The following is a 20551-nucleotide window of genomic DNA, read 5'->3' on the forward strand; positions in this document are numbered from 1 at the left end:
CGGCCGGAGGTGACGGACGCGCCTCCCCGGGGGTGCGCCGCCCGACACCCGCCACTCGCCGCCCCGCCCCGCCCCCTGCCCGCCCCCTGCCCGCCCCCCTGCCCGCCGTCCCGGCTGCGCCGGCCGGCCGGAGTCGCGGGCCCGGAGCCGGTGAGATGATCTCAGATCCGGGATAGCATCGCGAATATGGGAATCGACACGGCCGCCGACGAGCGGCTGGCACAACGGCTCGCCGAACTGAGGCTGGAACGCGGATGGACCCTGGAGGAGTTGGCGCGGCTGGCGGACGTCAGCCGCTCGACGCTGTCCAGGGTGGAACGGGCGGAGGTCAGTCCGACGGCCGCGCTGCTCGGTCGGCTGTGCGCCGTGTACGGGCGGACCATGTCGCGGCTGCTCGCCGAGGTGGAGTCCGGCCCGGCCCGGCTGGTGCGGGCCGGGGAGCAGCAGGTCTGGCGGGACGGGACGACCGGGTTCGTCCGCCGGTCGGTCTCGCCGCCGCACGGCTCGCTGCGGGCGGAGATCATCGAGGGCCGGCTGCCGGCCGGCGCGGACATCGCGTACGACCGCGCCTGTACGCCCGGCCGGGAGCACCACCTGTGGCTGTTCGAGGGGAACCTGGAGCTGACCGTGGACGGGGAGCCGCAGCCGCTCCGCCCCGGCGACTGCCTGCGCTACGTCGGCGTCACCAGCCGCTTCCGCAGCCTCGGCCCGGACGAGGCCCGGTACGCGTTGGTGGTGGTCGAACCGTGAGCGCCGCCGCCGACCCGATAGCCGGGGAGCCCGGGAAGCCCGAGGGCAGCAGGGAGCCCGAGGACAGCAGGAAGCCCGGAGGATCCGGAAAGCCCAAGGAGCGCTTCGACGCCGCCGGGCGCCGGATCCTGCTGGTCTGCGTCGCGGGCGGCTTCACCACGCTGCTCGACCAGTCCGTCCTCAACACCTCCATCCCTGCCCTGCGCGAGAGCCTGCACGCCGGGCCCGCCGACCTCCAGTGGATCGTCGCCGGCTACTCGCTGGCCTTCGGCCTCGCGCTGATCCCCGGCGGGCGGCTGGGCGACGTCAAGGGCCGCAAGTGGTTCTTCGTCACCGGCCTCGCGCTGTTCACCCTGGTCAGCCTGGTCTCCGCGACCGCCACCGAGCCCGGGGTGCTGATCGCGGCCCGGCTGCTCCAGGGCGCGGGCGCCGGCCTGGTCAACTCCCAGATGATCGGCACCCTCCAGGACGTCTTCGACGGCCAGCTGCGGGCCCGCGCCCTCGGCATGTACGCCGTCACCGGCGGCCTCGCCTTCGCGCTCGGCCCGCCGATCGGCGGCGCCGTGCTGGCCCTGGCCGGCCCCGAGAACGGCTGGCGGCTGACCTTCCTGCTCAACGTCCCGTTCGGCCTGGCCACCGTCGTCCTGGCGGCCCGCCACCTGCCGAGGCCCCGCCCCAGCGCGCGCGGCGCCAACCTCGACCTCCTCGGCCTGCTGCTGGTCGGGGCGCTCACCCTCGCCCTGATGCTGCCCTTCGTCCGGCCACCCGGCTGGACCGGCTGGCTCGCCTTCGCGGCCACCGCCCTGCTGCTGCTCGGCGCGCTCGCCTGGTGGCAGCGCCGCTACGCCCGGGCCGGCGGCCGGCCGCTGATCCACCCGGCCCTGACCCGCTCCGCGCCGTACGCCCTCGGGACGGCCACCGCGATGGCCCAGTTCGGCTCCTCGCTCGCGGCCTCGCTGGTCCTGACCATGTTCCTGCAGGACGGCCTCGGCCTGTCCCCGATGGGCGCCGCGCTGGTCGCGCTGCCCTCCGCCGTGGCCATGGGCACGGCCTCCGCGCTCGCCTGGCGGGTCGTCCAGCGCTACGGCCGGCGCACCGTCACCGCCGGGATGGTCGGCTCGGCGCTCGCCATGCTGCTCAGCGGGCTGCTCGCGCACTGGGCGCCCGCCGCCGTCCTGCCCTGGCTGCTGGCGCTGCTGCAACTGCTCGGCGGCGCCTCGGTCGGACTGATGGGCTCCACCAACCAGGCGTTCGTGCTGCGCCACGCGCCCGCCGAGGCGGCCGGGGTGAGCGGGGCGATCCTGCAGATGGCGCAGCGGATCGCGGCGGCCGTCGCGATCTCGGCCCTGTCCGGGGTCTACCTGCGGGAGACCGCCGGCGGTGGCGGGCACCGCTCGGCCTTCCTGACGGCGAGCACGGTGTGCGCCGCGGTGGCCGGACTCGCCGTCCTGGCCTCGGTGTTCGCCGGCCGCGCCGCGGACCGCGAGCAGCGCGAGGGCGAGCCGGTCGCGATCCGCCGAGGGCGAACGCCGGTCCGCTAGCCGGTGGTCCGTGCGTACCGTGGCGGGCATGACCGACGCCGTACGGAACCGGACCGTGGACCTGCCCGGGGTGACGCTCGCCTACCGGGAGAGCGGACGCCCCGGCGGCCCTCCCCTCGTCCTGCTGCACGCCCTCGGCGAACGCGCCGCCGACTGGGCACCCGTCCTGCCCGGGCTCGCCCCCGGCCACCACGTGTACGCGCTCGACCTGCGCGGCCACGGCGGCAGCTCCCGCACCGCCGCCTACTCGCTGGAGGCGATGCGGGACGACGTGCTGGCCTTCCTCGACGCCCTCGGACTCGCCCGCGTCGACCTGGTCGGCCACTCGATGGGCGGCGCCGTCGCCTACCTGCTCGCCCAGGCCGCGCCGGGGCGGATCGACCGGCTGGTCCTGGAGGACATCCCCGCGCTGTACCCGCGCCCGGCGAGTGCGCTGCCCGAGGATCCGGACCCGGAGGTGCACTTCGACTGGGCGATGGTCCGGGCCGTCAGGGCCCAGCTCGACGACCCCGACCCGGCCTGGCGGGCGGGGCTGGCGAGGATCACGGCCCGCACCCTGGCGGTGGCCGGCGGCCCGGCCAGCCACATCCCGCAGGAGCGGATCGCCGAACTCGCCCGGCTGATCCCGGACTGCCGCCTGGTCACCGTCGAGGCCGGGCACCTGGTGCACGGTGCCCGGCCCGCCGAGTTCGTCGCCGCGGTGGCGCCGTTCCTGGCCCGCTGAGCCGCCGGCCCGCCGATCCGCAGGGCCTGCTGAGCCGCCGGCCCGCTGAGCCGCCGCCCCGCTGAGCGGGGCCGCGGCCGGGTGGGTCAGACGCCGTGCTCGACGGGCAGCCGCCCGTTGCGCACCGCCGTCAGCAGGTCGGCGTGGTCGGCCTCGGTACGGTCCGCGTAGGCGACCGCGAAGGCGGCGACCGCCTCGTCCAGGGTCTCGCCCTTGCCGCAGTACCCGGCCAGCAGGCCCGGGTCGGCGGTGTGGGAGTGCGCCCGGGCCAGCAGGGCGCCGGTGATCCGGGCGTAGTCGTCCAGCTGGGACGGCTGCAGGGCGGCCGGGTCGACGCTGCCCTTGCGGTTGCGGAACTGCCGCACCTGGTAGGGGAGTCCGTCGACCGTGGTCCAGCCCAGCAGGGTGTCGCTGACCACCTGCATGTGCTTCTGCCCGAGCACCACCCGGCGGCCCTCGTGCCCGTCCGGCACGGACCGCGGCCCGGCCGGCAGGTACGGCAGCAGCGCGGAGGGACGCGCCTCCTTCACCTGCAGCACCAGCGGCTGGTCCCGGTGGTCGGTGAGCAGCACCACGTACGAGCGGGTGCCCACGCTGCCGGTGCCCACCACCCGGAACGCCACGTCCTGCACCCGGTAGCGGGACAGCAGGGTGCGCACCTCGGCCGGCACCGTCTCGACGTACGGGCCGAGCGCGTGCGCGACGGCGCGGGCGGTCGCGTCGGTCACCTCGGTGAGCACCGGGGGAGCGGCGGTGAAGCGCCAACCGCCGTCCGCGGTGCGGGCGGTGCTGCGGGCGGCGAACCGCGCGCTGGTGTTGCCGAGCGCCTTCGCGCCGACCTTGCGCAGCACCTCGGCGAGGTCGTGCGCCTCGGCGAAGGAGACCAGCTGCTCGTCCGCGATGGCGTTCCAGGCGTCCAGCCCGGGGAGTTTGGCGAGCGTGCGCACCGTCCGGCGGTAGGAGCCGGCCGCGTGCTGGGCGGCCTCGCGGGCGGTGCTCTCGCTCGCCCCGGCCTCGCGGGCGGCCAGCACCAGGCTGGCGGCCAGCCGCTTGAGGTCCCACTCCCAGGGGCCGGGGACGGTCTCGTCGAAGTCGTTGATGTCCAGCACGATCTGGCCGCGGGCGTCGCCGTACAGGCCGAAGTTGGCGGCGTGCGCGTCCCCGCACAGCTGCGCGCCGACCCCGGTCACCGGGGTGCCCGCGAGGTCGGCGGCCATCAGTCCGGCCGACCCGCGCAGGAACGCGAACGGGCTCGCGGCCATCCGGCCGACCCGGATCGGTACCAGCCGGGCTATTCGGCCGGTGTTGGAGGTCTCCAGCGCGGACACGGCGGTCGGCCGGTCGGGCGCGGGCGCGAACTCCGCGTGCCGCTCCCGGGGCACCCGCGCCCGCAGCTCCTTGCCGCGCTCCCGCGCCCTCCCGTCCTGCGCCGGGGCGAACCCGGCCACCGCGAACCCGCGCCGGGTCCGCTCGTCCCGCCCCGCCGTCGGCCCCGACCGATCCTCGGCCGCCTCGGCCCCACCCGCGTGCGCCACTTGTCCCGCCCGTCCCTTCCGGTCCTCGTCCCGCCCGCGACCTGCGCGGACGTTCGTCGGGGGGAGTGACGTGCGGCGTCGCGCGGTGGTTCCGGGGGAAGGGGGTCCGGTTGTGGGGCGCAGGTGGCGCGGGTCGGGATCGGGCGCGGGGCGGAGCGTGCGGGCTCCGGGGAGGCGGCGGGAGGCCGGGGCGGAGTGCGTGCGGCGCGGGGTAGCGTGGGGCGGGTGAACGATCTTGGGGGGACAGGCCTTCGGGTGCGCCTGGCGGCAGGGGCCGCCGCCGCGCTGACCGTGGCGGCCGGGCTGGGGGTGCGGGCGGCGCTGGGCGGGGACCTCGCCAAGGACGCCGGGGACGCGCTCTACACCGTCCTGCTGTACGCCCTGCTCGTGCTGGCCGCGCCGAGGCTGCGCCCCGGCCGGGCCGCCGTCCTGGCCGCCGCGCTGAGCTGGGCGGTGGAGCTGTTCCAGCTCACCGGCCTGCCGGACGCCTGGGGGCGGCACAGCGTCCTGGCCCGGCTGGTGCTGGGCTCGACCTTCAACCCGCCGGACCTGTTCTGGTACCTGGTCGGCGCGGGCTGTGCCGGCGCGCTCCACCGGCTGCTGCGAACCTCCCGAGTCGCAGCGGCCGGCGGAGCCGTCCGGTGGAGTGAACCGACGGACCGTCAGAGCGGAAGCAGCTCGGGCCGCTTGGGCTCGACGTGGTCGCCCGAGGACTCGCCGCGCAGGCGCCGGCCGACCCAGGGCAGCAGGTGCTCGCGGGCCCACTGGATGTTCTCCCGCCGCTGGTCGGCGGGGGTGAGCACGCGGGCGTCCGGCCACGGGGCCTCCGGGTCCTGCGCGGTGCGCAGGCCCAGCGAGCGGGCGGCCAGCAGGGCGACCCGCTGGTGGCCGTCGGGGGACAGGTGCAGGCGGTCCTCGCTCCACGCGCGGCGGTCCTGCACCGCGCGCAGCGACCACAGGTCGGCCACCTGGCAGCCGTTGCGGTCGGCGACGGCGCGCACGTGTCCGTTGTAGGTGGCGATCTTGCCGCGCAGGTGCTTCAGCAGCGGCACGTCCTTGGTGTCGAAGCCGGTGCAGACGAGCACCGTCCCGGCGTTCTCGGTGAGTTGGACGACGGCGGCCTCGAAGCGTCCGGCCACCTCGTCCGGGTCGCTGCCCGGCCGGAGGATGTCGTTGCCGCCCGCGCAGAAGGTGACCAGGTCGGGCTGGAGGCGGCGGACCTGCGGCACCTGCTCGGCGGTGATCTGGTCCAGCAGCCGGCCGCGCACGGCGAGGTTGGCGTAGCGGAAGTCGCCCGGCGGGCGTCCGTCGGCGAGGATTCCGGCGAGCCGGTCGGCCCAGCCGGCGAACCTGCCGTCGATGCCGGGGTCGTTCAGACCCTCGGTGAAGCTGTCCCCGAGGGCGGCGTACGAATCGAGGTCAAGGGTCTCCTGGAGATTCGGCATGAAAGAGATAGTTCACCTAATCAAGTGACCTACGCCACCGTAGGTGACCCCGGCGGCACGTGAGATGGGCCACGTACCCGAACCGGGCGCTTGCGCCCGCAGAGACCCGGTCCCCGGAAAGCACAAGATCGGCACCCCCTTCCGCTTTCCGGCCCGTCCGGCGGATGCTCGAAGGGAGCGGCCGGCTCCGGCCGCAGTCCTCCTGGGGGAAGGCATCCATGACCACCGACCCGCGCCCCGGCCCGCCCGGGAACTGGTCCATCGACGACCGCTGCACCAACTGCGACGTCGCCCGGCAGCTCGCGCCCGGCCTGGTCCGCGAGCACGAGGGCCGCTCCGAGCTGGTCCGCCAGCCGCGCGACGCGGCCGAGCGCCGACAGCTGCTCGCCGCCGCCCACGCCTGCCCGACCCGCTCCATCCGCCCCGGCACCGGGCCGCTGGACCCGGCCGAGGACCCGTTCCCGCTGGCCCTCGCCGACGACCTGCTGCTGCTCGGCCACAACTCCCGCCGCATCGCGGGCGCCAACTCCTACCTCTGCCGCCGCCCGACCGGCTGGGTGATGGTCGACACGCCGCGCTACAGCGAGGCCCTGGCCGCCCGGTACGCCGCGCTCGGCCCGGTCACCGACGTCCTGCTCACCCACCGCGACCACGCCGCGCACGGCCGGGCGTACGCCGACCGCCTCGGGGCCCGGCTCTGGATCCACGAGGGCGACCTGGAGGCCGCGCCCGACGCCGACCGGGTGCTGCGCGGCACCGGGCCGACGGAGGTCTCGCCCGGCCTGGTCGCCCACCCGTTCCCCGGCCACACCCGGGGCAGCGTGCTCTACCTCGCGGACCAGCGGTACTGCTTCAGCGGCGACAGCCTGTACTGGTCCCGCACCACCGGGGACATCGAGGTGGCGGAGTCGGTGACCTGGTACTCGATCGAGGAGCTCGCCGCCTCGCTGCGGCGCGGCCTGGGCGTTCTGCGCTTCGAGTGGCTGCTGCCCGGCCACGGCGGGCGGCGCCGGATGTCCGCCGAGGAGGCGGACCGCCGGCTGCGGGCGCTGGCGGAGCGGTGCCGGGAGCTGCGGCCCGGGCCGGTGGACTTCGGCGCGGTCCGCTGGTAGCCGGGCTCCACGGGCAGGGCCGTCCGTCGCGGTAGCCGCGGTCCACGGGCAGGGCGGTCCGTCGGGGCGGCCGGGGTCCACGGGCGGCGCGGCCCGCCCGCGGGCGCCGGAGGGCCGGTGCGCCGGTGCCTGCGCCGGGTGCGCGGGGGCGTGCGACCGCCGGGAGCGCCCGCCCGGGTGTGCGAACGGTTCCGCCGGGGCAGCCGCCTTGGGAACGAAGGTGTTCGGCCTCGCGAACCCCGAACTCCGTGCGACGAACTCCCCGCGATCCAAGGATGGTTGAGTCATGCTCACGCAGACACCGGAGCGCCAGGCCCGGCCGCGGCGCTACCTGATGTGCCGGCCGACGCACTTCACCGTGGACTACGCGATCAACCCGTGGATGGACCCGTCCCAGCCCACCGACACCGCGCTCGCCCTGCGCCAGTGGGAGCGGCTCTACTGGACGTACCGCCGGCTTGGCCACACCGTCGAGCTGATCGACCCGGTGCCCGGCCTGCCCGACATGGTGTACGCCGCCAACGGTGCCACCGTGCTGGACGGCCGGGCCCTGGTCGCCACCTTCCGCCACCCGGAGCGGGCCGCCGAGTCGGAGGCCTACCTGGCCTGGTTCCGGGAGCACGGCTACCGCGAGGTGCGCCGGGCCGGGCACGTCAACGAGGGCGAGGGCGACCACCTGGTGGTGGGCCGCCGGGTGCTCGCCGGGACGGGCTTCCGCACCTCGCGCGCCGCGCACGCCGAGGCCGGGGAGCTGTTCGGCGTCCCGGTGGTCACCCTGACCCTGGTCGACCCGCGCTTCTACCACCTGGACACCGCACTGGCGGTGCTCGCCGACGACCACGTCATGTACTACCCGGAGGCGTTCGACGCCGACAGCCGCTCGGTGCTGCGCGCGCTGTACCCGGACGCGGTCCTCGCCGACCGGGCCGACGCCGAGGTGTTCGGGCTCAACGCGGTCTCGGACGGCCGCCGGGTGCTGCTGCCGGAGGCGGCCAAGAACCTGGCCGGCCGTCTGGCCGAGCACGGCTACCAGCCGGTCCCGGTGGACGTCTCGGAGCTGCTGAAGGGCGGCGGCGGGGCGAAGTGCTGCACCCTGGAGCTCAGGCCGCACTGACCCGCCCTACCCGGCGTCCCGTTCCGCCGCCGTGACCAGCAGCACCTCCAGGGTGCGCGGCCCGTGCACCCCCTCCACCCGGTCCAGTTCGATGTCGCTGGTGGCGGACGGCCCCGAGATCCAGGTCTGCGGGCGCACCGGATCGAGCCGCGGCAGGGCGAGCGGCACCGAGGCGACGACCTGCTCCGGCGCCCGCACCACGCAGACGTGGTGGTCGGGGACGAGCGAGAGCAGCCGCCGGCCCTGACCCGGGCCGGCGTCCAGCACGATCGTCCCGGTCTCGGCGACGGCCAGCGCGCAGCCGGTCACCACGCTGTCCGCGGTGTCCAGCCGGGCGGCGGTCGGCGTCCCGTCGTCCGGGAGGAGCGCGACCCCCTCGGCCTCGGCGGCGGCGAGCCAGCCGGGCGGCAGGCCGGCCGGCACCACGACCGTCCGGCTGCCCCGCTCGACCAGCAACCGGGCGATCAGCCGCGGCAGTTCGTCCTCGCGGCAGCGGTGCACCAGGGCCCGGTAGTCGGCCAGGTTGCGGTGCAGCAGGTCGAGCAGCGCCGCCGGGTCGTCCGTCGGCACGTGCGCCGTCAGGTAGTCGCGGGGCGGCGGCTGTTCGGCCACCCCGGCGGTGTCGCCGAGCGCGGCCCGGATCCGGCCGAGGATCAACTCCCGCGAGCCGGACGGGCCGTCGGGTCGCGTGCGGTCGGGGGTGGTCATGTGCGGTTCCTCCGCCACCAGTCGCGGAACGGTTCGGCGGGCACCTCCGGCAGGTCCCGGGTGTCGGTCCAGGCCCGCCCGGGCCCGGGCAGCCGGCGCGGGTGCAGCGCGCGGGTGCGCCCGGCCAGCCGCTCGGCGGCGGTGAGCGCCGCCGGGTGGTCCAGTACGAAGCCGGCCGCCGCCATCGCCGCCCGCTCCAGCGGGTGCCCGCCCTGCTCGACCACCCGCTCGCGCAGGTGCACCAGCACCTCGGGGATGTCGATCGCCACCGGGCAGACCTCGTAGCAGGCCCCGCAGAGCGAGGAGGCGTACGGCAGCGAGGCGTCCACCGCGCTCGCGGTGCCGCGCAGTTGGGGTGTCAGGACGGCACCGATCGGCCCCGGGTAGACCGAGCCGTAGGCGTGCCCGCCGGCCCGCTCGTACACCGGGCAGACGTTGAGGCAGGCCGAGCAGCGGATGCAGCGCAGCGCCTGGCGGCCGACCGGGTCGGCGAGCGCGGCGGTGCGGCCGTTGTCCAGCAGCACCAGGTGGAACTCGGACGGGCCGTCGCCCTCGGTCGTCCCGGTCCACAGCGAGGTGTACGGGTTCATCCGCTCGGCGGTGGAGGAGCGGGGGAGCAGTTGGAGGAAGACCTCCAGGTCCCGCCAGGTCGGCACCACCTTCTCGATGCCGACCACGGAGATCAGGGTCCGCGGCAGGGTGAGGCACATCCGGCCGTTGCCCTCGGACTCGACCACCACCAGGGTGCCGGTCTCGGCGACCATGAAGTTGGCGCCGGAGACGGCGACTTCGGCGCGCAGGAACTTCTCCCGCAGGTGCAGCCGGGCGGCCTCGGCGAGTTCGGCGGGGGAGTCGGTGAGGCCCGCGGGTGCCGGGCGGCCCCAGGCGGCCATCCGGTCGGCGAAGATCTCCCGGATCTCGGCCCGGTTGCGGTGGATCGCCGGCACCAGGATGTGCGAGGGCCGGTCGTCGCCCAACTGCACGATCAGTTCGGCGAGATCGGTCTCGTAGGCGGTGATCCCCTCGGCCGCCAGCGCTTCGTTGAGCTCGATCTCCTGGGTGGCCATCGACTTGACCTTGACCACCTCCGTCCGTCCGGTGGCCCGGACCAGCCCGGCGACGATCCGGTTGGCCTCCTCGGCGTCGGCGGCCCAGTGCACGGTGCCGCCGGCCGCCGTGACGGTCTCCTCCAACTCGACCAGGTAGCGGTCGAGGTGGCGCAGCGTGTGGTCCTTGATCGCCTTCCCGGCGGCGCGCAGCTCCGCCCAGTCGGCGAGCTCGGCGACGGCCCGGGCCCGCTTGTCCCGGATGGTGCGGGTGGCGTGCCGGAGGTTGGCGCGCAGCCGCTCGTCCCGTACGGCCCCGGCGGCGGCCTGCGGGAAGGCGGGCATGCCGAGGAAGGTGCCGGCCGGGCTCCCGGTCCGCTCGCTGCGCGCGCTCATGCGGACGGCCTCCAGGGGTGCTCCTCGGTACTGGCCAGGATCTCCGCCAGGTGCAGCGGTCGCAGGGGCGCGCCGGTGCGGCGCAGGGTGCCGCCGAGGTGCAGCAGGCAGGAGTTGTCGGCGCCGCACAGGATCCGGGCGCCGGTGCCGAGCGCGTTGGCGAGCTTGTCCTCGGCCATGGCCGCTGAGACCGCCGCGTTCTTGACCGCGAAGGTGCCGCCGAAACCGCAGCACTCCTCGGCCCCGGGCAGCTCGACCAGTTCCAGGCCCTCGACGGCGCCCAGCAGCCGGCGCGGGCGCTCGCCGAGGCCGAGCAGGCGCAGGCCGTGGCAGGACGGGTGGTAGGTCACGGTGTGCGGGAAGTACGCGCCGACGTCCTCGACGCCGAGCACGTCGGTGAGGAACTCGGTCAGTTCGACCACCCGGGGCACCAGGCCGGTGGCCAGGTCGGCGAGTTCGGTGCCCCGGCCCTCGGCGGCGGCCCGGGCGCCGATCCGGGGGTAGTTGTCCCGGACCATCGCCACGCAGGAGCCGGAGGGCGTCACCACGTGGTCGTACCCGGCGAAGGCCTTCGCGGTCCGCCGGACCAGCGGCTCGCAGGCCCTGCGGTAGCCGGTGTTGTACTGCGGCTGACCGCAGCAGGTCTGCCCGGCGGGGAAGTCCACCGTCACGCCGAGCCGTTCCAGCAGCCGGACGGTGGCCACCGCGGTGGCGGGGAACAGCGCGTCGTTGACGCAGGTGGCGAACAGCGCGACCCGCATCCGGGCTCCCTTCTGCCGAACTCCCGCCGGACGTACCGGTGTACGGACGTGCGGACACGCGGAGGGCGCCGGAGGCCGAACGGCACCGGTCCGCTCGTGATCGTACCGAGCGGACCGGTGCCGCGGGGGGACCTCGGCCCGGGACCTCGGGCCCCGGGGCCTCGGGTCGTCAGGACCTCAGGACCTCAGGGCCTCAGGCGCCGAGCCAGAGGTCCGGGCCGAACACCTCGTAGTGGATGTCCGCCGCCGGGACGCCCGCGGTCAGCAGCTGCTCGCGAACGGCGCGCAGGAAGGGGAGCGGCCCGCACAGGTAGGCGGTGGTGCCGGCCGGGACCTCGACGGTGGAGAGGTCCACCAGGCCGGTGCGCTCGGCCGGCCACTCGCCGAGCGGCTGCTCGTAGAAGACGTGCGAGGTGGCGTTCGGCAGCGTGCCGGTGAGCCGTGCCAGCTCGGCCCGGAAGGCGTGGCTCAGCTGGTCGCGGTCGCCGTGCACGGAGACGATCCGCCGGGTGGAGCCGGTGGTGGCCAGGTGGTCGAGCATGGCGGTCATCGGGGTGTTGCCGATGCCGGCGGAGGCCAGCAGCACCGGCCCGTCGCCGTCGGCCAGCGCGATGTCGCCCAGCGGGGGCGCCAGGTCGATCGGGTCGCCGGCCTTCAGGTGGTCGTGCAGGTGGCCGGAGACCTCGCCGCCGTCCTCACGCTTGACGCTGAAGCGCAGCGCGCCGTCGGCGCCGCCGGAGAGGCTGTACTGGCGGATCTGGTGGGCGCCGTCGGCCAGTTCGGTGCGCACGGAGACGTACTGGCCGGGGCGGAAGGCGGGCACCGGACGGCCGTCGGTCGGGCGGACCAGGTAGGTGGTGACGGCCTCGGTCTCCTGGACGCGGGCGACCACGGTGTAGGGGCGCCACAGGTCGGCCGGGTCGCCGCCGGCGGCGACCTCGGCGCGCAGCCGGTCCTCGACGGCGATCAGCGCGTTGGCCATCAGCCAGTAGACCTCGTCCCAGGCGGCGGCGACCTCGGGGGTGACGGCCTCGCCGAGCACCTCCACGATGGCGGCGAACAGGTGCTCGTGGACGATCTTGTACTGGTCGTCGGCGATGCCGACGGAGACGTGCTTGTGGGCGATGCGGGCGAGCATCGCGTCCGGCCGCTGGTCCGGGTTGGCGATCAGGGCGGTGGCGAAGGCGGCTATCGAGCCGGCCAGGGCCTCGCGCTGGCTGCCGTTGGCCTGGTTGCCCCGGTTGAAGAGGTCGCGCAGCAGCTCCGGGTGAGCGGCGAACATCCGGTCGTAGAAGCGCGGGGTGATGTCCCCGATGGCGGCGCCCACGACGGGCAGGGTGGCCTCGATGACCTCGGCGGACTTCGCGGACAGCATCAGACGACTCCTTATTGGTATCTGAGATTCGCATTAAAGGCCGCAAAGAGGTGCGCGGCCCCGGGTGGGCTGATCAGCCGGTGGGTCCGGCGGTGTCAGGGGGTCCGGTGGTGAGGCTGAGCAGGACCGGTCCGGTGGGGGAGGCCACCAGGTCGGCGACGGAGAGGTGGTCGAGCGCCGCGAAGAACGCCTCCTGGGCGTTCCGCAGCGCCCCGCGCAGCCGGCACGCGGCCCGCAGCGGGCACGGCGGGTCGTCCTCGCAGCCGACCACGTCGCCGACCCCCTCCAGCTCCCGCAGCAGCAGTCCGATCGAGCCGGTGCGCCCGGCGAAGGTGAGCATCAGCCCGCCGCCGCGACCGCGCCGGGCCTCCACCACCCCCAGGTGCTGCAGCCGGCTGACCACCTTCGCCGCGTGGGTGTACGGCACACCGACCGACTCGGCCACCTCGCGGGTGGTCGGGTTGTCGCCCTCGCCCAGGACGGCCAGTCGCATGGCGATCCGCAGGGCGATGTCGGTGCTCTTGGTCAGCCTCACGTTCGGAACGCTACCGAATACGACTCTCCAACTCCAATTTTCTGCACGACTCCGACCGAGACCGTGGTCACGTCGCCCCCGGGGAGGCGGATGCCGGGCCTGGCTGTGCCGCGCTGCGATCGGATCTGAACATTTGGCGACATTAGTAGTCACTCCCTGACGGAAAGTCAGAGAGGCTCCTACGCTTCCCCCTGCTCCGAACACCACCACATCCGCACCACCCGTACGTGCCGAGCAGCTGGAGAGATCCATGAGAACACCCCGTGCCTCCCGTGCACCCCGCATACCCCGCGCATTCCGTGCCCGGACGGCCGTGGCCGCGACAGTCGCGACCACGGCCGCACTGCTGTCGCTGCCCGCGACGGCCGAGGCCGTCACGCCGCCGCCGGCCGTCGCCGCGCACGTGGCGGTGGCGCCCTACCCGGCGGGCGTCGCGCTGACGCCGGATGGCGGCCACGCCTACGTGACCAGCCAGAGCAGCGGCGCCGTCAGCGTGCTGGACACCGCGACCAACACCGTGTCCGGCACCTTCACCGCCGGGAGCGGCTCCTACGCCGTCGCCGTGTCGCGCGACGGGCACCGGGCCTACCTGACGCACCACCTGGACAACACCGTCAGCGTCGTGGACACCGCGACCAACGCCGTCACCGCGACCGTCCCGGTCGGCGCCCAGCCCTGGGGCCTCGCCCTCGCGCCGGACGGCTCCCGGGCCTACGTGAGCAACGCCGCCGCCAACACGGTGAGCGTGCTGGACACGTCGTCCGGCACCGTGACCGCGACCGTGCCGGTCGGCGCCGAACCGCACGGGCTGGCCGTCTCCGCGGACGGCGCGCGGCTGTACGTCGCCGCCTCCGGGGACAAGGCCGTCACCGTGGTCGACACCGCGAGCGGCACGGTGAGCGGCACCGTCGCGGTCGGCCACGGAGCCTTCGGGCTCGCGCTCAGCCCGGACGGCACCCGGCTGTGGGCCGCCGACGGCGACGACGGCACCACCGCGGTGATCGACACCGCGGCCGGCACGGTCCTCGGCACCGTCGCGGTCGGCTCCGGCCCCTACGCCGTGACCCTCTCCCCGGACGGCGCGGCGGCCTACGTCTCCAACTACGCCGACAGCACCCTGAGCGTGGTGGACACCGCGAGCCGGACGGTCACCGCGACCGTCCCGGTGGGCGCCGCCCCGTACAGCCTGGCCCTGACCGCCGACGGGCGGCACGGCTACCTCGCCGACTTCACCGGCAACACCGTCGACGTGGTGGACTTCCCGCTGCCGGTACCGGACGTGACCGCGATCAGCCCGAACGGCGGCTCCGGGACGGGCGGCACCACGGTGACCGTCACCGGCACCGACCTGGCCGGCGCCACCGCCGTGACCTTTGGCGCGGCCGGCGCCGCGACCTCGTTCAGCTGCACCCGGACCAGCTGCACCGCGACCGCCCCCGCGACCACCGTCACCGGGCCGGTGGACGTGCGGGTCACCGGGCCCGGCGGCACCAGCGCGGCCGTCGCCGCCGACCGCTTCACCTACACCGCCCCCGCCGCCCACCTGGGCGTCGCGCTCACCGCGACCCCGGTGGCCGGGCTGCTCTCCAGCCGGGTCGACTACACCGTCACCCTCACCGGCCAGGGCCCCGACCCGGTCGCCGCGGCCACCGTCACCGCCGACCTGCCCGCCGGACTGACCACGACCTCCGGCGACTGCACCGTCGCCGCCGGGAAGCTCAGCTGCGCGCTGACCGCGCCACTGGCCAAGGGCGCGAGCACCACCCGGCACTTCTCGGTCGGGGTCGGCCTGTTCTCGCTGCTCCGCAGCTGGGACGTCACCGTGGCCCGCACCGCCGGGGCGCCCGCCGACCCGTCGCCCGCCACCAGCCGGGCCACCCGCAGCTGCTCCGCGATCCTGGGGCTGCTGATCACCTGCAAGTAGCGCCCGCCGCACACGGGCAGCCGCACCGGGCCCCGCCGAGATCCTTCGGCGGGGCCCGGTGCGCGAAAGCCCTGGACGAAGTGTCCGGCCCGGACGTACAGTCCGATCATGTCTGCGGAAAACCCCGACCCACGCGTGCCGACCTGGTCCCCGGTCTGCCGCGCCGTGGCCCTGCTGCTCGGCCCGTACGCCGAGGTGGTGCTGCACGACACCGCCACCGACCGGGTCCTCGCCATCTGGAACCCGATGACCCCGCGGGCCCCCGGCGACCCCTCGCTGCTCGGCGAACTGGACGGGATCGACCCCTCCGCCCCCGACGTCTACGGCCCCTACGAGAAGCTGCTGCCCGACGGCCGGCGGCTCTCCTCGGTCAGCGCCGTGCTGCGCGACGAGACCGGAAAGCCGACGGCGGTGCTCTGCGTCAACCTCGACCGCGGCCCGCTGGAGCAGGCCGCCGCCCTGCTGGCCGGCTTCGCCGCCCCCACCGCGCCGCGCCCCGAACCGCTCTTCGAGCGCGACTGGACCGAGCGGATCAACGACGTGGTCGGCGGGTACGTCCGCGACCGGGGTCGCCCCTTGGAGCGGTTCACCCGCGAGGACCGGCTCGCCGTCCTGACCGAACTCGACCGGGCCGGGGTGTTCGCCGTCCGGCGCGCCGTCCCGGTCGTCGCCACCGCGCTGCGGATCTCCCGTTCCACCGCGTATAGCATGCTCGCCGAGCTCAAGCAGCACCCGGCGGGCCCCGCCAAGGAGTACCACCAGTGACCCAGCTCCCCGACTTCCGGCTCGAAACCCACTTCTCGCGCTGGGAGTTCACCGCCCGGTACCACCTCACCGCCTCCGACGCGCAGACCATGACGATGGCCGAACTGCTCGCCCTGGCCGGTCCCGAGGACCGCGAGGCCTGGGACACCCTGGCCCTCGGCTACACCGAGACCTTCGGCGACCCCGGGCTGCGCCGCGCCGTCGCCGGGATGTACGAGCAGGTCGGCGAGGACGACGTGATCTGCTTCGGCGGCGCCCAGGAGGGGCTCAACCTCGCCATGCAGGTGCTGCTCGAACCGGGCGACCACGCGGTGGTGCTGACCCCCAACTACCAGTCCGCCGAGACCGTTCCGCTCTCGCTGTGCGAGGTCACCGGCGTCGCGCTGGACGCGGAGCGGGACTGGGCGCTGGACCTGGACGCGGTCGAGGCGGCGCTGCGCCCCAACACCAGGGTGCTGTCGGTCAACTTCCCGAACAACCCGACCGGCAAGGTGATCGACGCCGCCGACTTCGTCCGGCTGGCCGAGCTCTGCGACGAGCGCGGCATCCGGCTCTTCTCGGACGAGGTCTACCGCGGCCTGGAGCACGACCCGGCCCGCGCCCTGCCGCAGGCCGCCGACCTCTCCGAGCGGGCCCTGTCGCTCAACGTCACCTCCAAGTCGCTCGGCCTGCCCGGCCTGCGGATCGGCTGGATCGCCTGCCGGGACCGGGAACTGCGTTCGCGCCTGGAGCGGGCCAAGCACTACACCACGATCTGCAACTCGGCGCCGAGCGAGGTGCTGGCCCGGATCGCGATCACCGCCCGCGAGCACATCCTGGCCCGCAACCGCGCGATCATCGCCGAGAACCTGCCGCGGTTCGACGCCTTCTTCGCCGAGTTCGCCGACCTCTTCGAGTGGCGCGCGCCGGACGGCGGCTGCGTCGCCTACCCGCGCTACCGGGGCCCGGGCGACGTGGCGGAGTTCTGCACCGCCCTGGTCGAACAGGCGGGCGTGCTGCTGCTGCCCGCCGGCATCTTCCGCTCGGAGCTGACCCCGACCCCGGCCGACCGCTTCCGGATCGGCCTCGGCCGCCGCGACCCGGGCCCCGGCCTGGCGGCCTTCGGCGACTGGCTCCGCAAGCGCTGAGGCGCACCCGGGGCGCGCCCGGTGCGGACGCGAAGCGGCCGGGGCGCCGGCCACCGAGGGGAGTCGGCGGCCGGCACCCCGGCCCGTCAGGGGTGCCGCCCGGGAGTGGTCAGAGCTTCTGCCAGGCCGGCTTGGCCGCGTAGGTGTCGCGGAAGTAGTCGGCGAGCTTGAGGCGGGAGGCGGCCGCCTCGTCCACCACCACGGTGGCGTGCGGGTGCAGCTGGAGCGCCGAGGCGGGGACGACCGCGGACAGCGGGCCCTCGACGGCGAGCGCGACGGCCTCGGCCTTGGCCTCGCCGGTGGCGAGCAGCACCAGGTGGCGGGCCTCCAGGATGGTGCCGATGCCCTGGGTGATGACGTGGTGCGGGACCTCGTCGATGCTGTCGAAGAAGCGGGCGTTGTCCACCCGGGTCTGCCGGGTGAGGGTCTTGATCCGGGTCCGGGAGGAGAGCGAGGAGCAGGGCTCGTTGAAGCCGATGTGGCCGTCCGTGCCGATGCCGAGCAGCTGGAGGTCGACGCCGCCGGCCTCGGCCAGCGCGCGGTCGTAGGCGACGGCCGCCGCGGCGATGTCGGACGCGTTGCCGTCCGGGCCCAGGAAGGAGTCCTCGGTCAGGCCGAGCGGCTCCACGACCTCGCGCAGCACCACCGACCGGTACGACTCGGGGTGGCCGGCGGGCAGGCCGACGTACTCGTCCAGCTGGCAGATGCGCGCCTCGGCGGCGTCCAGCCGGCCGTCGCGGACCCGCTCGGCCAGGGCCTGGTAGATCGGCAGCGGGGTCGAGCCGGTCGCCACGCCGAGCAGGGCGTCGGGCTTGTCGGTCAGCAGATCGGTGATCGCCGCGGCGATGAGGTCGCCGGCCGCACGGGCGTCAGGGACGATCACGATTTCCATACTGGGTCCACCGTTCTGAGGCGAGTCTGAGGTCTAGACCTCCGAGGTCTAGACCAGTTTGCCGTGAAGGGGTGCCCCAGGTCCACCCGGGTCCGACTGGCGGGCGATCTTCCGCCCCTGCCCGTTCTGCCAGGTGGGAACGGCCGGGGCCGGCCGTCGGGGGATGTCCCGACGGCCGGCCCGGCGTTCGTGTCCTCTACGGCTTCCCGCTCACCGGTCGTCCGGACGGCTGCCCGGTCGTACGGACGGCGTGGGGCGGGCGGGTGCGGCGCCTCGGCGGCCCCGCGGTCAGAACGGGTTGGTACAGGTGGTGACCTGCTGGGCGACGTCCAGCGCGGGGCCGGCGGTCGCGCAGATCACGCGGGGGCCGGTGGCGGTCACCCGCGGGGTGACCGCCTCGGCGGAGCCGAACCGCACGGTGGTCGCGGTGGCGACCGTCTTCCACGGGCTGCCCCAGGCGGCCTGGGTGCGGATCTCGACCCGAACCAGCGTCAACTGGCCCCGGTCGGCGCTGACCCGGGCGACGCCCACGATGCCCTCGCCGTCGGCCTGGTGCGAGACGCAGGGCCGGTTGAGCACCGCGGCGCAGGCCGCGCCGTCGGTGCCGGACGTCGCCGTGGCCGCTGTGGCCGGGGCCGCCGACAGGCCGGCTATCCCTGCCGCCGCCATGACCACAGCTGCGATCCGAGCGCGCATGATGCGAACCTCCTTGGAAATTAAGGGAATCTCACTCCTTGAGATGAGTCTTGCACACATTGTGAACTCGGCGTGTGTGCGTTGCGTCACACTCATGGTGACGGTTCAACTACATCCTGCAACCATTCGCCACCCGTTCAGCACACGGACAACTCCAGTCCTGACGGACGATCAGTTCATCGGGAAACGGCGGGTGACGTCGGCAACCCGCGCACGGCCCGGCGGGGTTGGCGGTGCCCCGGTGCTCCGCTCACCCGTCCGGGTGGCGGGTTGCCCCCGGGGCGAATCGGACGGATACCATCGGCCCGATCCCACGGAGGTGCCGCGTCGACACGGTCATCGTGCAACTTCCCGGCCCGGGGCCCGAGGTGGCACCCGGTGAAACCCCCGGCCTGCTGCGGATGGGCCCGGGCGAGACCGCGGTGTTCGGGCGCGGGGAGCCCGGCCGGCCGGTCCCCATCCCGCTGCCCGACCAGGGCGTCTCCCGCCGGGCGGGAGAGGTGGTCGCGGCCGAGGACTACTGGCGGCTGTCCAACTTCAGCACCTCGGCCACCTACGTGGTGGAGAACCTGGAGGGCGCGGGGGAGCACGTCAAGGTCGCGCCCGGCCGGATCGGCGCGCCCGTCCCGTTCGAACTCTCCCGGGTGCTGCTGCCCGCCCTCGGCGGGCCCGCCGCCTTCAAGGTCTTCGCCCCGCAGCACGCCTACCTCGCCGGCCGGCCCACCGGTGCCGAGGGCGAGCGCACCGTCAGCCCGTTCGCCCTGGACCCGACCGCCAAGTACTTCCTGGTCCTGCTCGCGCTCTGCGAGCCCAGACTGCGCTCGCCCTCCGCCGCGGCCGTCCCCGGGGTGACCGAGGTGCTCGCCCGGCTGCGCGCCCTGCCCGGCTGCCGCGGACTGAGCCGCTCGGCGGTCAACTACCACATCGACTACCTGGTGGCGACCAAGCTGCGGCTGCGCGAGCCGTACGAGGAGGGCCCCGGCGGCGGAAAGCGCGAGGAACTGGTGGCGCTGGCGCTGAGGTTCGACCTCGTCCGGGAGGAGCACCTCGCACTGCTCCCGCCCCGGCGCCCGGCCGCCCGGCCGTGACGCCCGGTGCCCCGCCCGGGCCGGAGCCCGTGACGCCCGGGGGCGGGACCGCTGACCCGTCCGCCGCCCCGCCCGGGCCGGAGTCCGAGCCGCCCGGCGGCGGGACCGCGCCCGGTGGCCCGCCGTTCGCCGTCCCGGCGGGCTACCCGATCGCCGGCTACCGCCTCGGCGCCTTCCTCGGCGCGGGCGCCTGGGGCAGCGTGCACGCCGCCGAGGGCCCCGACGGCGGCCCGGCCGCCGTCAAGATCCTCGGCGCGGCCCGGTTCAGCCCCGGCCAGCGCCGGACCGTGGCCCGGATGGCCCGCAGCGAGCAGCGCTTCAGCCGCCGCGCCGACCATCCCCACCTGATCCGCACCTTCGCCGTGGCCACCGTCGAGGACCCGGACCACCCGGCGCTCGACGGCGCCGTCGCCCTGGTGATGGAACGCGCCGCCCGCAGCCTCCAGGACCTGCTGGCCGAGGCCCGCCCCGGTACGGCGGTGCCCGGCGCCGAACGCATCCTGACCGAGGTCTGCGCCGGGCTGACCCACATGCACCGGGCCGGCTGGGTGCACGGGGACCTGAAACCGGCCAATGTCCTGCTGATGCCCGACGGCACCGCCAAGATCGCCGACTTCGGCCTCACCGCCGAGCTGGAGGGCACCCACGCCTACGCCCCTCCGCTCGGCTCGCCCGACCACGTCCCGCCCGAGTGGTGGTCCGAGCGCACCGGCGCCCGCGGCGTCGCCGTGCGCCCCAGCGCCGACGTCTGGGCCTTCGGCGTGATCGCCCACCAGCTGCTCACCGGCGGCCTGCACCCCTTCCTCGGCGCGACCGCCCGGGCCCGCTCGCTGGCCGCCCAGGCGTACGCGCGGGGCGCCGCGCCGCTGCGGCTGGACGAGGCGCTGCCGGCGCGCTGGCGGCCCGTGGTCACCGCCTGCCTCGCCCCCGGGCGGGAGGAGCGGACCCGGACCGGGCTGGCCCTGCTGGTCGCCCGGGCCGCCGCCCCGCCGGGCCGGCGCCGCCGCGCCGCCGTCC

General features: G+C 75.3%; 19 protein-coding genes and 1 pseudogene. 11 read left to right on the top strand and 9 right to left on the bottom strand.

The window, feature by feature from the left end; genetic code table 11:
* The first annotated feature begins 186 nt into the window (after positions 1 to 186).
* From ACFVVA_RS29710 to ACFVVA_RS29720, 3 genes are read left to right on the top strand one after another with little or no spacing between them, the layout of a single operon-like run.
* Entirely contained in the window at positions 187 to 750 is a 564-nt protein-coding gene (locus ACFVVA_RS29710) for a helix-turn-helix domain-containing protein (RefSeq protein WP_387693861.1), read from the top strand.
* Positions 747 to 2291: an MFS transporter gene (locus ACFVVA_RS29715; RefSeq protein ID WP_387693862.1), complete on the top strand. Its 1545-nt coding sequence runs from the start codon at positions 747 to 749 to the stop codon at positions 2289 to 2291. The genes ACFVVA_RS29710 and ACFVVA_RS29715 overlap by 4 nt, the downstream gene beginning before the upstream one ends.
* Before the next feature lie 28 nt (positions 2292 to 2319).
* Entirely contained in the window at positions 2320 to 3015 is a 696-nt protein-coding gene (locus ACFVVA_RS29720) for an alpha/beta fold hydrolase (RefSeq protein ID WP_387693863.1), read from the top strand.
* A gap of 86 nt (positions 3016 to 3101) precedes the next feature.
* Here the strand turns inward: ACFVVA_RS29720 and ACFVVA_RS29725 are convergent, their stop codons facing one another.
* Positions 3102 to 4550 carry a DUF2252 domain-containing protein gene (locus tag ACFVVA_RS29725; RefSeq protein ID WP_387693864.1) on the bottom strand — a complete coding sequence of 483 codons (1449 nt, stop codon included), beginning with the start codon at positions 4548 to 4550 and terminating at the stop codon, positions 3102 to 3104.
* Between the two features lie 387 nt (positions 4551 to 4937).
* On the opposite strand from ACFVVA_RS29725, the pseudogene ACFVVA_RS29730 reads away from it, so the two are divergent.
* A pseudogene (locus ACFVVA_RS29730) lies at positions 4938 to 5063 on the top strand (DUF2809 domain-containing protein); the annotation flags it as partial.
* A gap of 149 nt (positions 5064 to 5212) precedes the next feature.
* Here the strand turns inward: ACFVVA_RS29730 and ACFVVA_RS29735 are convergent.
* Complete coding sequence (locus tag ACFVVA_RS29735; RefSeq protein ID WP_387693865.1) at positions 5213 to 5995, bottom strand: SGNH/GDSL hydrolase family protein; 783 nt, start codon at positions 5993 to 5995, stop codon at positions 5213 to 5215.
* Positions 5996 to 6213: 218 nt separating this feature from the next.
* Here ACFVVA_RS29735 and ACFVVA_RS29740 point away from each other — a divergent pair, with 218 nt between their 5' ends.
* Both ACFVVA_RS29740 and ddaH read left to right on the top strand, forming a co-directional pair.
* The gene (locus tag ACFVVA_RS29740) at positions 6214 to 7107 is read left to right on the top strand and encodes a 4Fe-4S domain-containing protein (protein WP_387693866.1); all 894 of its coding nucleotides are present in this window, start codon (positions 6214 to 6216) and stop codon (positions 7105 to 7107) included.
* Positions 7108 to 7393: 286 nt separating this feature from the next.
* Positions 7394 to 8221 (top strand): dimethylargininase, encoded by an 828-nt coding sequence (gene ddaH, locus ACFVVA_RS29745; protein WP_387693867.1) that lies wholly within the window; start codon positions 7394 to 7396, stop codon positions 8219 to 8221.
* A 6-nt stretch (positions 8222 to 8227) separates the two neighbouring features.
* On the opposite strand, the gene ACFVVA_RS29750 is transcribed toward ddaH, so the two are convergent.
* From ACFVVA_RS29750 to ACFVVA_RS29770, 5 genes are all read right to left on the bottom strand, one after another.
* Positions 8228 to 8929 carry a lactate utilization protein C gene (locus ACFVVA_RS29750; protein ID WP_387693868.1) on the bottom strand — a complete coding sequence of 234 codons (702 nt, stop codon included), beginning with the start codon at positions 8927 to 8929 and terminating at the stop codon, positions 8228 to 8230.
* Positions 8926 to 10371: a lactate utilization protein B gene (locus ACFVVA_RS29755; RefSeq protein ID WP_387693869.1), complete on the bottom strand. Its 1446-nt coding sequence runs from the start codon at positions 10369 to 10371 to the stop codon at positions 8926 to 8928. Before ACFVVA_RS29755 ends, ACFVVA_RS29750 begins: the two co-directional genes overlap by 4 nt.
* Positions 10368 to 11132: a (Fe-S)-binding protein gene (locus tag ACFVVA_RS29760; protein WP_387693870.1), complete on the bottom strand. Its 765-nt coding sequence runs from the start codon at positions 11130 to 11132 to the stop codon at positions 10368 to 10370. Before ACFVVA_RS29760 ends, ACFVVA_RS29755 begins: the two co-directional genes overlap by 4 nt.
* 193 nt (positions 11133 to 11325) lie before the next feature.
* Positions 11326 to 12507 carry a globin domain-containing protein gene (locus ACFVVA_RS29765; RefSeq protein WP_387693871.1) on the bottom strand — a complete coding sequence of 394 codons (1182 nt, stop codon included), beginning with the start codon at positions 12505 to 12507 and terminating at the stop codon, positions 11326 to 11328.
* A 73-nt stretch (positions 12508 to 12580) separates the two neighbouring features.
* On the bottom strand, positions 12581 to 13042 hold the full coding sequence (locus ACFVVA_RS29770; protein WP_387693872.1) for an RrF2 family transcriptional regulator: 462 nt from the start codon (positions 13040 to 13042) through the stop codon (positions 12581 to 12583).
* A 313-nt stretch (positions 13043 to 13355) separates the two neighbouring features.
* Here ACFVVA_RS29770 and ACFVVA_RS29775 point away from each other — a divergent pair, with 313 nt between their 5' ends.
* The 3 genes from ACFVVA_RS29775 to ACFVVA_RS29785 all read left to right on the top strand — a co-directional run bounded on the left by ACFVVA_RS29775 (position 13356) and on the right by ACFVVA_RS29785 (position 16858).
* Positions 13356 to 14966, top strand: a complete 1611-nt coding sequence (locus tag ACFVVA_RS29775; RefSeq protein WP_387693873.1) for a beta-propeller fold lactonase family protein — start codon at positions 13356 to 13358, stop codon at positions 14964 to 14966.
* A 108-nt stretch (positions 14967 to 15074) separates the two neighbouring features.
* Positions 15075 to 15731, top strand: a complete 657-nt coding sequence (locus ACFVVA_RS29780) for a transcriptional regulator (RefSeq protein WP_387693874.1) — start codon at positions 15075 to 15077, stop codon at positions 15729 to 15731.
* Positions 15728 to 16858 (top strand): aminotransferase class I/II-fold pyridoxal phosphate-dependent enzyme, encoded by a 1131-nt coding sequence (locus tag ACFVVA_RS29785; RefSeq protein WP_387693875.1) that lies wholly within the window; start codon positions 15728 to 15730, stop codon positions 16856 to 16858. Before ACFVVA_RS29780 ends, ACFVVA_RS29785 begins: the two co-directional genes overlap by 4 nt.
* Positions 16859 to 16967: 109 nt before the next feature.
* On the opposite strand, the gene nagB is transcribed toward ACFVVA_RS29785, so the two are convergent.
* The gene (gene nagB, locus ACFVVA_RS29790; protein ID WP_359899350.1) at positions 16968 to 17750 is read right to left on the bottom strand and encodes a glucosamine-6-phosphate deaminase; all 783 of its coding nucleotides are present in this window, start codon (positions 17748 to 17750) and stop codon (positions 16968 to 16970) included.
* Positions 17751 to 18038: 288 nt separating this feature from the next.
* A complete protein-coding gene (locus ACFVVA_RS29795; RefSeq protein ID WP_387693876.1) occupies positions 18039 to 18446 on the bottom strand; it encodes a hypothetical protein in 408 nt (135 codons plus the stop codon).
* Between the two features lie 308 nt (positions 18447 to 18754).
* Between ACFVVA_RS29795 and ACFVVA_RS29800 the strand changes: the two genes are divergently transcribed.
* Together ACFVVA_RS29800 and ACFVVA_RS29805 are read left to right on the top strand one after the other, a co-directional pair.
* Entirely contained in the window at positions 18755 to 19534 is a 780-nt protein-coding gene (locus ACFVVA_RS29800) for a serine/threonine protein kinase (protein ID WP_387693879.1), read from the top strand.
* A gap of 29 nt (positions 19535 to 19563) precedes the next feature.
* On the top strand, positions 19564 to 20551 hold a 988-nt coding region (locus tag ACFVVA_RS29805; RefSeq protein WP_387693877.1), incomplete at its 3' end, for a serine/threonine-protein kinase.

The sequence above is a fragment of the Kitasatospora sp. NPDC058048 genome, from assembly GCF_042885555.1.
In the GTDB taxonomy this organism is placed as follows: Bacteria; Actinomycetota; Actinomycetes; order Streptomycetales; family Streptomycetaceae; genus Kitasatospora; species Kitasatospora lactacystinica.

Bases quoted from the DNA above. Each gene is read 5' to 3' on its own strand.
- ACFVVA_RS29765 (WP_387693871.1), bottom strand. From the start codon at position 12,507: ATGCTGTCCGCGAAGTCCGCCGAGGTCATCGAGGCCACCCTGCCCGTC.
- ACFVVA_RS29750 (WP_387693868.1), bottom strand. From the start codon at position 8,929: ATGACCACCCCCGACCGCACGCGACCCGACGGCCCGTCCGGCTCGCGG.
- ACFVVA_RS29760 (WP_387693870.1), bottom strand. From the start codon at position 11,132: ATGCGGGTCGCGCTGTTCGCCACCTGCGTCAACGACGCGCTGTTCCCC.
- ACFVVA_RS29720 (WP_387693863.1), top strand. From the start codon at position 2,320: ATGACCGACGCCGTACGGAACCGGACCGTGGACCTGCCCGGGGTGACG.
- ACFVVA_RS29735 (WP_387693865.1), bottom strand. From the start codon at position 5,995: ATGCCGAATCTCCAGGAGACCCTTGACCTCGATTCGTACGCCGCCCTC.
- ACFVVA_RS29795 (WP_387693876.1), bottom strand. From the start codon at position 18,446: ATGCGCGCTCGGATCGCAGCTGTGGTCATGGCGGCGGCAGGGATAGCC.
- nagB (WP_359899350.1), bottom strand. From the start codon at position 17,750: ATGGAAATCGTGATCGTCCCTGACGCCCGTGCGGCCGGCGACCTCATC.
- ACFVVA_RS29710 (WP_387693861.1), top strand. From the start codon at position 187: ATGGGAATCGACACGGCCGCCGACGAGCGGCTGGCACAACGGCTCGCC.
- ACFVVA_RS29740 (WP_387693866.1), top strand. From the start codon at position 6,214: ATGACCACCGACCCGCGCCCCGGCCCGCCCGGGAACTGGTCCATCGAC.
- ACFVVA_RS29755 (WP_387693869.1), bottom strand. From the start codon at position 10,371: ATGAGCGCGCGCAGCGAGCGGACCGGGAGCCCGGCCGGCACCTTCCTC.
- ddaH (WP_387693867.1), top strand. From the start codon at position 7,394: ATGCTCACGCAGACACCGGAGCGCCAGGCCCGGCCGCGGCGCTACCTG.
- ACFVVA_RS29780 (WP_387693874.1), top strand. From the start codon at position 15,075: ATGTCTGCGGAAAACCCCGACCCACGCGTGCCGACCTGGTCCCCGGTC.